10 protein-coding genes are annotated in these 13,295 nt (G+C 67.3%); 3 read left to right on the forward strand and 7 right to left on the reverse strand.

What is annotated here, in order from left to right:
* Positions 1 to 43 precede the first annotated feature (43 nt).
* Positions 44 to 1,711: a Na+/H+ antiporter gene (locus G3N64_RS21300; RefSeq protein ID WP_205785687.1), complete on the forward strand. Its 1,668-nt coding sequence runs from the start codon at positions 44 to 46 to the stop codon at positions 1,709 to 1,711.
* 89 nt (positions 1,712 to 1,800) lie between these two features.
* On the opposite strand, the gene G3N64_RS21305 is transcribed toward G3N64_RS21300, so the two are convergent.
* Together G3N64_RS21305 and G3N64_RS21310 are read right to left on the reverse strand one after the other, a co-directional pair.
* Positions 1,801 to 5,373, reverse strand: a complete 3,573-nt coding sequence (locus G3N64_RS21305; RefSeq protein ID WP_205785688.1) for an indolepyruvate ferredoxin oxidoreductase family protein — start codon at positions 5,371 to 5,373, stop codon at positions 1,801 to 1,803.
* A 1,743-nt stretch (positions 5,374 to 7,116) separates the two neighbouring features.
* Positions 7,117 to 7,674 (reverse strand): sugar O-acetyltransferase, encoded by a 558-nt coding sequence (locus G3N64_RS21310; protein WP_205785689.1) that lies wholly within the window; start codon positions 7,672 to 7,674, stop codon positions 7,117 to 7,119.
* A 386-nt stretch (positions 7,675 to 8,060) separates the two neighbouring features.
* Here G3N64_RS21310 and G3N64_RS21315 point away from each other — a divergent pair, with 386 nt between their 5' ends.
* Positions 8,061 to 8,675, forward strand: a complete 615-nt coding sequence (locus G3N64_RS21315; protein ID WP_205785690.1) for a glutathione S-transferase — start codon at positions 8,061 to 8,063, stop codon at positions 8,673 to 8,675.
* A 68-nt stretch (positions 8,676 to 8,743) separates the two neighbouring features.
* Here G3N64_RS21315 and G3N64_RS21320 read toward each other — a convergent pair whose 3' ends face one another.
* Together G3N64_RS21320 and G3N64_RS21325 are read right to left on the reverse strand one after the other, a co-directional pair.
* Positions 8,744 to 9,706 (reverse strand): ion channel, encoded by a 963-nt coding sequence (locus G3N64_RS21320; protein WP_205785691.1) that lies wholly within the window; start codon positions 9,704 to 9,706, stop codon positions 8,744 to 8,746.
* A 177-nt stretch (positions 9,707 to 9,883) separates the two neighbouring features.
* On the reverse strand, positions 9,884 to 10,903 hold the full coding sequence (locus tag G3N64_RS21325; RefSeq protein ID WP_205785692.1) for a sulfate ABC transporter substrate-binding protein: 1,020 nt from the start codon (positions 10,901 to 10,903) through the stop codon (positions 9,884 to 9,886).
* 452 nt (positions 10,904 to 11,355) lie between these two features.
* Here G3N64_RS21325 and dapA point away from each other — a divergent pair, with 452 nt between their 5' ends.
* Positions 11,356 to 12,249, forward strand: a complete 894-nt coding sequence (gene dapA / locus G3N64_RS21330) for a 4-hydroxy-tetrahydrodipicolinate synthase (protein WP_205785693.1) — start codon at positions 11,356 to 11,358, stop codon at positions 12,247 to 12,249.
* Between the two features lie 21 nt (positions 12,250 to 12,270).
* Here dapA and G3N64_RS21335 read toward each other — a convergent pair whose 3' ends face one another.
* From G3N64_RS21335 to G3N64_RS21345, 3 genes are all read right to left on the reverse strand, one after another.
* Positions 12,271 to 12,651, reverse strand: coding sequence for a type II toxin-antitoxin system VapC family toxin (locus tag G3N64_RS21335; protein WP_205785694.1), 381 nt, complete (start codon positions 12,649 to 12,651; stop codon positions 12,271 to 12,273).
* Entirely contained in the window at positions 12,651 to 12,878 is a 228-nt protein-coding gene (locus tag G3N64_RS21340) for a prevent-host-death protein (protein WP_205785695.1), read from the reverse strand. The genes G3N64_RS21335 and G3N64_RS21340 overlap by 1 nt, the downstream gene beginning before the upstream one ends.
* A gap of 96 nt (positions 12,879 to 12,974) precedes the next feature.
* Positions 12,975 to 13,295: LysR substrate-binding domain-containing protein (locus G3N64_RS21345; protein ID WP_241021133.1), on the reverse strand; the 321-nt coding region annotated here is incomplete at its 5' end.

Below are 13,295 nucleotides of genomic sequence, written 5' to 3' on the forward strand. Positions count from 1 at the left end.
TACACTCCGTACGATCGTTTCATTCCCCGTATTCGCCGTATCGATGGAAATCGTCTTCACTGTCCTGATCCTGCTGCTGACCGTCGCGCTGTCCGGCGCCGTCACGCGCATCCTGCCGTTCCAACTCCCGTTGCCGCTGATGCAGATCGCGTTCGGCGCGATGCTCGCATGGCCGAAGCTGAACCTGCACGTCACGTTCGATCCCGAGATCTTCATGCTGCTGTTCATTCCGCCGCTGCTGTTCGCGGACGGCTGGCGGATTCCGAAGCGCGAGCTGTACCTGCAGCGCCGCGCGATCCTGATGCTCGCCTTCGGGCTCGTGTTCATGACGGTACTCGCAGTGGGCTACTTCGCGCACTGGCTGATACCCGAGTTGCCGCTGCCGATCGCGTTCGCGCTCGCGGCCGTGCTGTCGCCGACCGACGCGGTCGCGCTGTCGGGCATCGCCGGCAAGGGCCGGATTCCGCCGCAGCTGATGCACATCCTCGAAGGCGAGGCGCTGATGAACGACGCGTCGGGCCTCGTCGCGCTGAAATTCGCGATCGCGGCCGCGCTGACGGGCATGTTCTCGCTGCGCGACGCATCGGTCACGTTCGTGATCGTCGCCGCCGGCGGGCTCGCGACGGGCGCGCTCGTGTCGTGGGCATTCAGCGCGCTGTCGACGCGCTTCCTGAACGCCGAGCAGGAAGGCGATCCGGCCCCCGGCATCGTGATGACGCTGCTCGTGCCGTTCGCGGCCTACCTGTTCGCCGAGCACCTCGATCTGTCGGGCGTGCTCGCGGCCGTGTCGGCCGGGATGATGATGAACTACACGAGTTTCTCGCGCAAAAGCACCGTCGCGTCGCGCGTGCGCGCCGAAAGCACGTGGGCGATGATCGAGTTCGTGTTCAACGGCATGGTGTTCATCATGCTCGGGCTGCAGCTGCCGCACATCATCGGCCGCACGCTCGTCGACGCGCACCACACGAGCGACGCGCTCGTCGGCCGGATGATCTTCAACGTCTGCGCGATGATGCTCGCGCTGTATGCGATCCGCTTCCTGTGGGTCTGGCTGCTGCGCTGGTTCGCGAGCCGCCGCGCCGCACGCCAGGGCCTCGGGGGCATGATGACCGGCGTACGCACGATCGCGGTGATGACGGTCGGTGGCGTGCGCGGTGCGGTCACGCTCGCCGGCGTGCTGTCGATTCCGGTCGCGCTGTCCGACGGCGTGCCGCTGCCGGGCCGCGACACGGCGATCTTCGTCGCGTCGGCCGTGATCCTCGGCTCGCTCATCGTTGCGGTGATCGGCCTGCCGCTGCTGCTGCGCGGCGTGCGTTCGTCGCGCGGCCCGCTCAGCGGCGAGGAACGCGCCGCGCGCACGGCCGCCGCACAGGCGGCGATCCGCGCGATCGATTCGTCGCACGACGCGATCTCGACCGATCTCGACGAATCGGGCGCCGCACGCTGCGCAGACATCTCCGCGCGCGTGATGGACCAGTACCGCCGTCGCCTCGCGACGCTCGCCGAGGACGGCCCCACGCCGCGCGCGGAAGCGAAGCAGGCCGAAACGATGGAGCTGCAGATGCGGATCGCGGCGGTGCGCGCGGAACGCTCCGCGCTGTACCGGCTGCGCAGCGACAGCAAGATTTCCGACGAGACGCTGACGAAGCTGCTCCGCGAGATCGACCTGTCGGAGACGGCGCTGTCGACACGCAAGAAAGGCATTCTCTGACGGGCCGGCTCCTGCCTCTGCGCAGCAGCCGCCCAACAAAAAACGGCGACGCACCAGCGTCGCCGTTTTCACATCCGCCCGCGTTCGCGTTACTTCGCAACGACGACCGGAATCCCCTTCAGCATCCCCGCGCCCTTCATCTCGTCGAGCGCGTGCTGCACGGCCGCGCTCGTCACCGCTTCGATGCCGAGCTGCAGGGCGAGCTCGCGCTCCGCGTGCTTCACGCCGGCCAGGTTGCGCACCTTCACGTGGCCGAAACCGCGCACGCGTGCGTGCAGGTCGGCCAGTTGCGTGATCTGCGCCGCATTGCCGGCCGTCATCGCGGCGAACGCACGCGCGAGCGTCGTCTCGTAGTCGTCGGCGAGCGCGCGCTCCATCTTGCGCTCGACGGTGCGGCCGAACGGATCGAGCCACGTGCCGCGCAGGCTGCGCACGCGCGCCAGCATGCCGAACACCGGCCACATCCACTGGCCGAACACGCGCTTCTTCGGCGCGCTGCCGTCGCTGCCGGCCTTCGCGACCGTCGGCGGCGCAAGGTTGAACTTCACGCGATAGGCCTGCCCCGGCACGCCTTCGAACTGCGCTTCGAGCGCCGTGCGGAACGCGTCGTCCGTGTACAGCCGCGCAACCTCGTATTCGTCCTTCACCGCGAGCAGCCGGTAGAACGTCGTCGCGACCGCGCGCGTCAGCGCATCGTCGCCCTTCGCTCGCGCCGCGTTCACGAGCGCACGGTAGCGCTCGACATAGCGTGCGCCGCCGTACGCATCGAGACGCGCTTCGCGATCGGCGATCAGCTCGGCGAGCGTCTCCGGCGCGGCATGCACGGCCACCGTGTGACGCGCGTTCCACAACGCATCGAGGCCCGCCGCGTCGCCGGCGGCCATCCGGCCGATCGAGAACGCGAGCTTGTTCATCGGCACCGCGACGTTGTTCAGCTCGATCGCGCGCATCATCGCGGCGAGCGACACCGGCACGAGGCCGAGCTGCCACGCGTAGCCGAGCATCAGGATGTTCGCGCCGATCGAGTCGCCGAGGAATTTCGCGGCGAGCGCCTGCGCGTCGCAGCTCGACAGGTAGCCGTCGCCGGCTGCGTGGTGCATCTTCTCGAGCAGCGCGTCTGCATGCAGGTTCGCGTCGGGGTTCTGCACGAACGATGCGTTCGGGATCCGGTGCGTGTTGACGACGATCCGCGAACGCTCGTGGCGCACCGTCTGCAGCGCCTCGGCGCTCGCGCCGACGACCATGTCGCACGCGAGCAGCACGTCGGCCTGCTGCGTGTCGATGCGCACCTGGTTCAGCCACCGGTCGCTCGATGCGATCCGCACGAACGACAGCACCGAGCCGCCCTTCTGCGCGAAGCCCATGAAATCGAGCACCGATGCGCTCTTGCCTTCGAGGTGCGCGGCCATGCTGATCAGCGCGCCGACCGTCACGACGCCGGTGCCGCCGACGCCCGTCACGAGCATGTCGAACGGCGCTGCGTCGAGATGCGTGGCCGGCACCGGCAGCGCATCGACGCGCACGGCGAGCGCGGCTTCGTCGAAGGCGGCACCGGCGGCCTTCTTCAGCGCTGCGCCCTCGACCGTCACGAAGCTCGGGCAGAAGCCGTTCACGCACGAATAGTCCTTGTTGCACGACGACTGGTCGATGCGGCGCTTGCGGCCGAGCGGCGTTTCGAGCGGCTCGACCGACAGGCAGTTCGACTGCACGCCGCAATCGCCGCAGCCTTCGCACACCGCGTCGTTGATGAACAGGCGCTTGTCCGGGTCGGGAAATTCGCCCTTCTTGCGGCGGCGGCGCTTCTCGGCCGCACAGGTCTGGTCGTAGATCAGCACGGTGACGCCCGGCGTCTCGCGCAGCTCGCGCTGCACGGTGTCGAGCTCGCTGCGATGATGGAACGTCGTGCCCGGCGGGAACTGGCCGTGATGGCCGTCGTACTTCTCCGGTTCGTCGGACACGACGACGAAGCGCGACACGCCTTCCGCCTCCACCTGCCGCGCGATCTGCGGCACCGAGATGCTGCCGTCGACCGGCTGGCCGCCCGTCATCGCGACCGCGTCGTTGTAGAGGATCTTGTACGTGATGTTCGCTTTCGCGGCGACCGCCTGACGGATTGCGAGGATGCCCGAGTGGAAGTAGGTGCCGTCGCCGAGGTTCTGGAACACGTGCTTCGTGTTGGTGAACATCGCGTGCGCGGCCCAGTCGACGCCCTCGCCGCCCATCTGGATCAGCCCGGTCGTGTCGCGCTCCATCCACGACGCCATGAAGTGGCAGCCGATGCCGGCCTGCGCGATCGAGCCTTCCGGCACCTTCGTCGACGTGTTGTGCGGGCAGCCCGAGCAGAAGTACGGCGTGCGCTTCACCGCGTCCGCCTCGTTCGACAGGATCTGTGGCGCGACGAGATCGACGACGCGTTCGCGGCGGTCGAGCGCCGGCTTGTGGCGCGCGAGCCAGTCGGCGAACACCGGCAGGATGCGCGACGGGCGCAGCTCGCCGAGCTCGGACAGCAGGCAGGCGCCGGCGGCGTCGTGCTTGCCGAGCACGCGCGGGCGCGCGCCTTCGGCGCGGTTGTACAGGTAGTCCTTGATCTGCTGCTCGATGACCGGGCCCTTCTCCTCGATCACGAGCACTTCGGCGAGCCCGTCGACGAAGGTTTCGAGCCGCGTCATTTCGAGCGGATACGACAGGCCGACCTTGTAGATCCGCACGCCGGCCGCGTCGAGGTCGGCCACCGTCAGGTCGAGGCGGCGCAGCGCTTCCATCAGGTCGAGGTGCGCCTTGCCGCAGGTCACGATGCCGACGTTCGCCTGCGCGCTCGGCGCGATCCACTTGTCGATGCTGTTGGTGCGCGCGAAATGGCGCACCGCGTCGAGCTTCGCGGCGAGGCGCGCCTCGATCGTGAGGCTCGGCAGGTCCGGCCAGCGGTTGTGCAGGCCGCCCGCCGGCGGCGTGAAGCCTTCCGGTGCCGGCCACTGCGTCTGCAATGCGTCGAGGTCGACGGTCGAACCCGATTCGACCGTTTCCGAGATCGCCTTGAAACCGACCCACGCGCCCGAGTAGCGCGACAGCGCCCAGCCGTACAGGCCGAATTCGAGCATGTCGGCAATGTTCGCCGGGTTCACGACCGGCATGTGCCACGCAATCATCGCGAAGTCGCTCTGGTGCGGCATCGACGACGACACGCAGCCGTGGTCGTCGCCCGCGACGACCAGCACGCCGCCATGCGGCGACGAACCGTACGCGTTACCGTGCTTCAGCGCGTCGCCCGCGCGATCGACGCCCGGGCCCTTGCCGTACCACATCGCATATACGCCCTCGACCGTGCGCTCGGGATCGGCCTCGACGCGCTGCGTGCCGAGCACGGCCGTGCCGCCGAGTTCCTCGTTGATCGCGGGCAGGAAGTGCACGCCGCCGGCGTCGAGCAGTTTCTTCGCCTTCCACAGCTGCTGGTCGACCATGCCGAGCGGCGACCCGCGATAGCCGCTGACGAAGCCGGCCGTGTTGAGCCCCTGTTCGGTGTCGACCGTGTGCTGCATCAGCAGCAGGCGGACCAGCGCCTGCGTGCCGGTCAGGAAGATCCGGCCGCGCGTCGCGGTCAGGTTGTCGGTCAGGCGGTAGTCGGACAGGGCGGGCGGGCCGTCGACGGGCAGGCGGGCGGTCATGGGGGAAGTCTCCTGATTTTGCGGTGCGGTGCTGTTCTGGGCTGCACGGCAGGACGTCGGGCGACGCGTGGGAGCCGGCAGCGAATGGCTCTATTTTTTCGCGCGCAGCCGAGAATGTTTTTTCTCATCTTGCTCGGACGGGGCCGCAGCGAGAAAAACTGCGCAGCTTTTTGCCGGGATTTGAGAGAGTTTTCGCGCACCACCGCCGGGCGGGATGGGCGACGTGCGGGGCGGGTCGGCCGTTTGCCCGGAAAGCGCGCGATTGCCCGACTACGGCCCGCAGCATGCGGCGGCTGACGCTCGCGCCCCGTGTGGAAAGGGTTTCAGCGGCTGGAGGCGGTCACCCTCACCATTGAAATGCACAGCGTTCCGATTGGTCGGGGCCGCGGGATGTCCACAATGCCGCGCCTCTCGGCCGATCGGGCTCGCGCACTCACCGTTCGATTGCACAGCGTTTCGAGTGGCGTGGAGGCCTGGGTGTCCACACCGTTATCGGCATGCGGTTCGCTCGCGTGCCGACGCTCACCGTTGAAATTCACAGCACGACGAGTGGGTTTAAACCGCGGATATCCACATCGATGACGGCGTATTGCGTCGATCCTCGGCTCACCTTCACCGTTCAAATACACAGGATCGCAATTGGGTTTGTCGGTCGGATAGGGACGCCAGAACGCGCATGCTGCACAATCGCGGGCTGGCACTCACCGTCGAAGTACACAGGGCTTCGAGTCGCTGCAACGGCCGTTATCCACGCCTGATCCGGCATTGCCGTCCGGCCACGCGGGCACCCTCACCGTTGAAAACCACAGCCCTTCGAGTGATTCGGGGCGCAGGATATCCACATGGACGAGCATCCGTCGAGCGATCGCGGATGCGTGTCCCGAAAGGAGCAGTCGGCCGGCAATCCATGCTGGAAGCGGCTCATCGGCCAATCGGGCACTGACACTCACCATCAAAATGCACAGTGCCCCGAGTCGTTTCGGCGGCGGGATATCCACACGGGAGTCCGTGTTGTCCTCGCTTGCATGCTCGCGTCCGAGCCGGACATGCACGCCGCTTCCGACGGCGCCGGTCGCCGAATGATCGCATCTTGGCGATGCTGACCGCCGATCGCGTGTACATGCGCACCTTTGCATTGCCTGGCGCTTCGAGCCGCTCGCGAACGCGGCGATTCGCAGCGAAATCTGCGCGTTGCGGACCACGCGCCCGCGCTCACCGTTAAAATGCACGGCCCTTCGGGTGGCTTCCGGAACCGGATATCCACGTCGCGACGCACACACGGTTCCGCCACGCATACGCGCGGTCGGCTAGAATGCGCGGCGCCCCGAACTACGGCAAAGATCGGGAAACCGCGCCAGGACAGGCACGCCGCCTCATCGGGCGCCGACCCTCACCGTTGAATTCCACAGCATTTCGCCTCGTTCCGCGGGGGAGTTGTCCACAACCCGCTTCATGCATTCCACATCATCGGGTGACCCTCACCTGTGAAATGCACAGGGTGCCGAGTGGTTTCGGCGTGAGGATATCCACAACCGATCGCGCGGCGCGACCTTCGTCGGAACATCGACAGGAACGGCCCACGCATCCGGCGGCGGCTACCGGGTCGTCACCGGAAAGCCCCGCCCAGACGCCCTCGGCGGCACCCTCACCGTTCAAATGCACAGCGTTTCGAGTCGCGCCGAGGGTGGGTTATCCACATCCGTCCGGCCAGGCTGTATCGAACGGGCGCGCCCTCGTGCAGCGTTATTCGGCAATCGACCGAATGACCTTTGCCGGATTGCCGCCGACCAGCACATTCGGCGGAACATCCCGCGTGACGACGGCCCCGGCCGCGACCACCGAGTTCTCGCCCACCGTCACGCCACCGATGATCGTCGCGCCGGCGCCGATCCATACGTTCCGCTCGATCACGATCGGCTTCGCGACGACGAAGCCGCGCCGCCGCGAAGGTTCGACGGGATGGCCCGACGTGATGAGGCTGACGTTCGGCCCGATCATCACGTCGTCGCCGATCTCGAGCCCGCCAAGATCGTAGAACGTGCAGTTCTGGTTGACGAACACGTTGCGCCCGAGCTTCATGCCGGTGCCGCCCGTCGCATGGAACGGCGGGATCAGCACGAAGCCGTCGTCCATCGGCACACCGATCAGTTCTCCGAACAATGCGCGAACCTCGGCCGCATCGTCGAATGTCAGGCGGTTGATCCGTGCGGCGATCGCCATCGCCCGCCTGACCTCGGCCACCATCGCCGCCGATTCCGGCGTTCTTCCCGGAATGATCGTGGTGCGATCGTCGTGTGCCATGCGTGAGTTGTCTCCCATGATTTCCCTGTTTCGCGATGCATCGGCGATCGCGGCCGGATACCAGTGTCGCGGTGCGCGCGGGCGCTGCGGGCTCCGCGATGCCGTGCGCGTCAGGCTGGCTTACGCCGACGTTTCTCACCTAATTTATAACTAGTCTTAATATGACTAGTTATTCACCAACACTCTTATTGCATCAGGCTTTGCCCGGTTTTGTGCCCGCTTCACGCTCAACACATAATGCATCCGGCCTTCACTCGCAGATGGGCGGCCCGGTCGCGCGCCCCTAGCCGGGCGCCCCTGGCAGGGCGCCCCTGTCCGAACCTCCCGCGCTCAGGTACGCTTGAGCATCCACCGGACCGACAGCGGCACCCAAACGCGGAGGCACGATGAAGCTCTACTACTGGCCGAAGACCCGGGCATTCCGGGCATTGTGGATGCTCGAGGAGCTCGGCGTGGTGTACGAACTCGTGCCGATCGACCTGCGCTCGCACGAACAGGGCAGCGACGCGTTCGTGCAGGTCAATCCGATGGCCAAGCTGCCTGCGCTCGACGACGGCAGCGTGCCGTTCGCCGAATCGGGCGCCGTGCTGCTCTATCTTGCCGACCGCTGCCCGGGTGCCGGGCTCGGCATCGCACCCGACGATCCGCTGCGCGGCCGTTTCCTCCAATGGATGTTCTTCACGCCGACCTGCCTCGAACCGGCGATGGCCGAAAAATTCACCGGCGCGTCGGGCAATCCGGTCGCATTCGGCTGGGGCAACATCACGCGCGTGCAGCGCGCACTCGCGCAAGCGCTCGCCCATAGTCCGTGGCTCGTCGGCGACCGCTTCACCGCGGCCGACCTGCTGCTCGCCAGCACGCTGAAGATCGCATTCGACGCGCATCTGCTGCCGCACGAAGGCGTGCTCGGCGACTACGTTGCGCGCGCCGAGGACCGCGACGCATTCCACCGCGCGGTCTCGATCGAACAGCGCGAAGCGGCGCGCCTGCTGCACGCGTGACGTGTAGACGTGTAGACGCGTAGACCGTGTCGCGCGTGGGCGCCGCCGCCAGCCGCCCGCGAGCGCACCTACGCGGCCGGGCCCGACGCCGCGGCGCCGGCATCGATCACCGCGCCCGGCGTGCCGCGCTCGTCCGTGTCGACGTCGACCGGCACCACCTCATGAAAATGCGTGTAGTCGATGTGCGTGATGCCGCCTTCGTCGTGCATCAGATCGACATAGCGGTGACGCCAGCGGATCTCGCCATGCGCCCACGAGTGACGCGCCTGCATGACCTGCGCGGTCGTCTCGTCCGAGCCCTCGATCGTGATCAGCAACGACGCGTCGCGTGCGGCGAGCGATTCGGGCGTCTCGCCGAACAGCGCGCTCGATTCGTCGATCACGTGCATCAGGTTCCAGCCGAGCAGGAAGATCGGATGCTCGCTGCGCACGAGCGGCAGGTCGTGGATCTTGCGCAGCGTATAGCCCTCGTGCGTGCCTTCGACGCGCATCAGCCGCAATTTCGCCTGCGCCTCGGCAATCACGTTCTGGCGCGCATTCGCGGCACGCACCATCAGCGTCATCCTGCCGTTCAGCGGCCGGACGACCGCGTAGCGCGCGAACAGGATCTTCGCCTGCGGACGGGAAAATCGCGCGAACACGAGCCCTGTAGCCAGCGCGATGCCCGACATCCCGATGAAGATCTCGAACGTCGAGACCACGTGCGCATAGACGGTCTGCGGATGCATGTCGCCGTAGCCGACGGTCGCGAGCGTCTCGACGCTGAAGAAGAACGCGCCGCCGAACCCGGGCGGCGACTGGTTCGCGATCGGCGCGTGGCCAAGCAGGTAGAGCGCCGCAAAGCCGCCGTTGAGCAGCAGGAACAGCACCGCGAGCGACAGGAAGAATACGGGCCAGCTCACCGTCAGCGCGCGGTGATAGAGGTCGCGCCAGCCGAGCGGCGGCATCCCGTATGCGATGACCGGGCGCGTGCCCGACCAGATCTTGCGGCCACGGCCGCGGGAAGCTGGGGAGGACGAATCGACGTTCATCGCGCAGTGCCGGAAGCGGGAAGGCGATGAGCGTAGCACGCGCGGCGGCGGCCGGGTATGGGTGCCGGTTCGGAAGGGAAATCCGCCGCGCCGCCGGCCGCGCGGCGCCAAAAAACGGCCGCGGAAGCGGCCGGCTGCGTCGTCAGCGTGCGGGCGAGCACGCAGTGCGTGCCGCACTCACTTCCGGTCGACGATCACCTGGTCGAACGTGCCGCCGTCCGCGAAGTGCGTCTTCTGCGCGTTCGCCCAGCTGCCGAAGACCTGCTCGACGCTGAACGTCTTCAGCGGCTTGAATTCGGCCGCATGCTTCTTCAGCACGTTCGCGTCGCGCGGGCGCAGATGGTGCTGCGCGATGATCTCCTGCGCGTCCGGCGTGTACAGGTAGTCGAGATACGCCTGCGCGACCTTGCGCGTGCCCTTCTTGTCGACGACCTTGTCGACGACGGCGACGGGCGGCTCCGCGAGGATGCTCGCCGACGGATACACGGCGTCGAACTGCGCGCCCGATGCACCGGTGTCCATCAGCGCGACTTCGTTCTCGAACGTGACCAGCACGTCGCCGATGCCGCGCTGCGTGAACGTCGTCGTCGCGCCCCGGCCGCCGGAGTCGAGCACCGGCACGTTGCGGAAGATCGCCTTCTCGAAGTCGATCGCCTGCTGGTCGGTCGCGCCCTTCTGTTTCTGGAAGCCCCACGCGGCGAGATACGCGTAGCGGCCGTTGCCCGACGTCTTCGGGTTCGCGATGACCACCTGGACACCCGGCTTCGCGAGATCGCCCCAGTCCTTGATCGCCTTCGGGTTGCCCTTGCGCACCAGGAACACCATCGTGGTCGAGTAAGGCGAGCTGTTGTCCGGGAAGCGCGCGCGCCAGTCCTTCGGCAGCAGTTGGCCGCGCTCGGCGAGCAGGTCGATGTCGTTCGGCTGGTTCATCGTCACGACGTCGGCCTGCAGCCCCTGCAGCACCGACAGCGCCTGCGCGCTCGACGCGCCGTGCGACTGCTTGATCGAGACCGTCTCGCCGGTCTTCTGCTTGTAGGCGGCGGCAAAGCCCGTGTCGATGTCCTTGTACAGCTCGCGCGTCACGTCGTACGACACGTTCAGGATCGACGTATCCGCGTGCGCGGCCGTCGCCGCCACGACCAGCGCCGCCGCCGCGCCCGTGTGCAGCCAGCGGCCGATCCCCTTCATGCTTGCCATCGTGATATGCCCCGTTTCCAGTGGTGGTGAATGTGCGTGACGGCACGCGTACGCGCTGTCATCGAAACGTAAGCGGGCATTCTAGCGGCCGGGCGCGGCGTGCTTTCCAATCAGTCGTGGAAAGCAAATCTCGAATCCTGCTAAAAGGCGGCGGACGCTCGCGCGCGCCGTCGATCCGGTGTTAAGATCGCCGCTCAGCCCATTTCACGGTTCCTCCATGTCCGCTGCCCTGCGCTCGCTTCCGATCCTCGCCGCCGTCGCGGCAGGTGCGCGCGCGGCCGGGCTGAAACTGAAAAAACGACTCCTCGACTGACGGGGACGTCGCGTCCCGTCAGGCGAATGCCGGACGGGATGCCCGCAGGTCGTTTCTTTCTCCTTGCTCGCACGCCTCGCTCCGGCACTCCGCCGGCGGAACGGTTCCTTCCCACTCCGTTTCCACCATGAGGCTTTGCATGAACACACGTTTCGAAGGTATCTGGCTGCCGATCATCACGCCGTTCCACCACGGCGAAGTCGACCATGCCGCGCTCGCGCGACTCGCGCGCCACTATGCAGCCGCAGGCATCGCGGGCTTCGTCGCGGGTGCGACGACCGGTGAAGGCGTGCTGCTCGACGCGCGCGAACAGGACGCGGTGTTCGCGACGCTGCGCGACGCGGCGCCCGGGCTGCCGATCGTCGTCGGGCTGACCGCGAGCGCGACGCATTTCGCGGCCGCCCGCGCGCGCGAACTCGCGGCGTTGCGGCCCGACGGGCTGCTCGTCACGCCACCCGTCTACGTGCGGCCGACGCAGGACGGCATCCGCCGCCACGTGGAGGCGATCGTCGACGCGGCCGACCTGCCTGTGCTCGTCTACAACATCCCGTACCGCACCGGCGTGAACGTCGAACTGGAGACGCTGCAGGCGCTCGCGCGCGACCCGCGCGTCGCGGGCATCAAGGAATGCGGCGGCACGCTCGACCGGATGAGCCGGCTCGTGCACGACACGCCGCTCGCGATCCTGTCCGGCGACGACAACCAGAACTTCGCGGCCATGTGCGCCGGTGCGCACGGCGCGATCGCAAGCAGCGCGCACGTGCTGCCCGAATGGCATGTGCGCATCCATGCGCTGCTGCGCGACGGGCGGCTCGCCGATGCGCGGCGTCTGTCGGTCGCGCTGCAGCCGCTCGTCGCGGCGCTGTTCGCGGAGCCGAACCCGGCGCCGGTGAAGGCCGTGCTGGCCGCGCAAGGGTGGTGCGAGGACGGGTTGAGGCTGCCGTTCGTGCCGGCGAGTGAAGGGTTGCGGGAGCGGCTGGCAGCCATCTGTGCGGAACTGGAAACGTCCGGGCAAGCTGCCGCAGCCGCATAGGATTTTGCACCCGAAACTGTTTCAGACTGTCAGGATTCGGGACGCGCCATACTGCGCGAGGTGGCTGTCGGCCGTGACGAGCAACAGCGGTTCACACCACGCTTGCGCAACGAGCAACCGGTCGAACGGGTCACCATGATGAGGTGGCTGATGACGCACGGCAGCGCCGTGCGTAGCCCTGACCGGTAGCTCGCGGTACTTGCTCGTCTTGATCTCATCGACTAGCAGATCCACGTCGACGTCCAGCTTTCCCTTCCCGGCTTTGATCGCCATCTCCCAGATGCTCGCGCTGCTGACGAACACGGCATCGGCGCTGGCGATCAGCCTACGCGCGCGAACGCTCAGTTTCGGATCATCGCCCCACATCCAGAGAAAGATGTGCGTATCGACCAGCAACCGCATTACTTCCCTTCGAACTCGGCCAGATCTTCGGCGGAAAGGGGTGCATCGAAGTCGTCTGCAATCCATATCTGCCCCTTGAGGGCGCCGAACCGATGGATGGGTTCAAGCGGCACGAGCCGGACCGACTGCTTGCCGTCCTGCATGATCACGACGCGTTCACCGCCGATCGCGGCATCGAGCAGCCGCTGAAGATCGAGTGTGGCTTCGGGGACGGTGACAACTTGCATGAAGGGCTCCATTGAGTGGCCGACCATTGTCACGACATTCGCTCCGTTTCTCCAATAGGCCGAATGTCCAGCCGACCGCATGCGTGTCGATCGATATCAAGCCGCCAGCGCCGCCCCTGCCCCCTCCGTCGCATCCCGCACCGCCTGCTTCACGATCCGCACGAGCCGATCGACGGTCGGCGTCGCCGACGACGTGCGCCGCAGCAGGATCAGCGGCAGGCTCGGCAGTGCCGGCAGCCCGCACGAAGCCGCATCGAGCACGCGCACTGACGCGGGCAGCCCGTAGTGCGAGCGCACCGTCAGCCCGAGACCGGCCGCCGCCGCCGCCCATAGCCCGGCGAGACTCGGCGTCGTGAACGCGACGCGCCACGGCACGCCCGCGCGGTCGAGCGCGCCGGTCGCCGCGCCGAAGAACCG

Source organism: Burkholderia sp. Ac-20344, from assembly GCF_017104975.1.
Taxonomy (GTDB): Bacteria; Pseudomonadota; Gammaproteobacteria; order Burkholderiales; family Burkholderiaceae; genus Burkholderia.

Coding starts and splice junctions, on each gene's coding strand:
- G3N64_RS21305 (WP_205785688.1), bottom strand. CDS start 5,373: ATGACCGCCCGCCTGCCCGTCGACGGCCCGCCCGCCCTGTCCGACTAC.
- dapA (WP_205785693.1), top strand. CDS start 11,356: ATGAACACACGTTTCGAAGGTATCTGGCTGCCGATCATCACGCCGTTC.
- G3N64_RS21325 (WP_205785692.1), bottom strand. CDS start 10,903: ATGGCAAGCATGAAGGGGATCGGCCGCTGGCTGCACACGGGCGCGGCG.
- G3N64_RS21320 (WP_205785691.1), bottom strand. CDS start 9,706: ATGAACGTCGATTCGTCCTCCCCAGCTTCCCGCGGCCGTGGCCGCAAG.
- G3N64_RS21315 (WP_205785690.1), top strand. CDS start 8,061: ATGAAGCTCTACTACTGGCCGAAGACCCGGGCATTCCGGGCATTGTGG.
- G3N64_RS21310 (WP_205785689.1), bottom strand. CDS start 7,674: ATGGCACACGACGATCGCACCACGATCATTCCGGGAAGAACGCCGGAA.
- G3N64_RS21340 (WP_205785695.1), bottom strand. CDS start 12,878: ATGCAAGTTGTCACCGTCCCCGAAGCCACACTCGATCTTCAGCGGCTG.
- G3N64_RS21335 (WP_205785694.1), bottom strand. CDS start 12,651: ATGCGGTTGCTGGTCGATACGCACATCTTTCTCTGGATGTGGGGCGAT.
- G3N64_RS21300 (WP_205785687.1), top strand. CDS start 44: ATGGAAATCGTCTTCACTGTCCTGATCCTGCTGCTGACCGTCGCGCTG.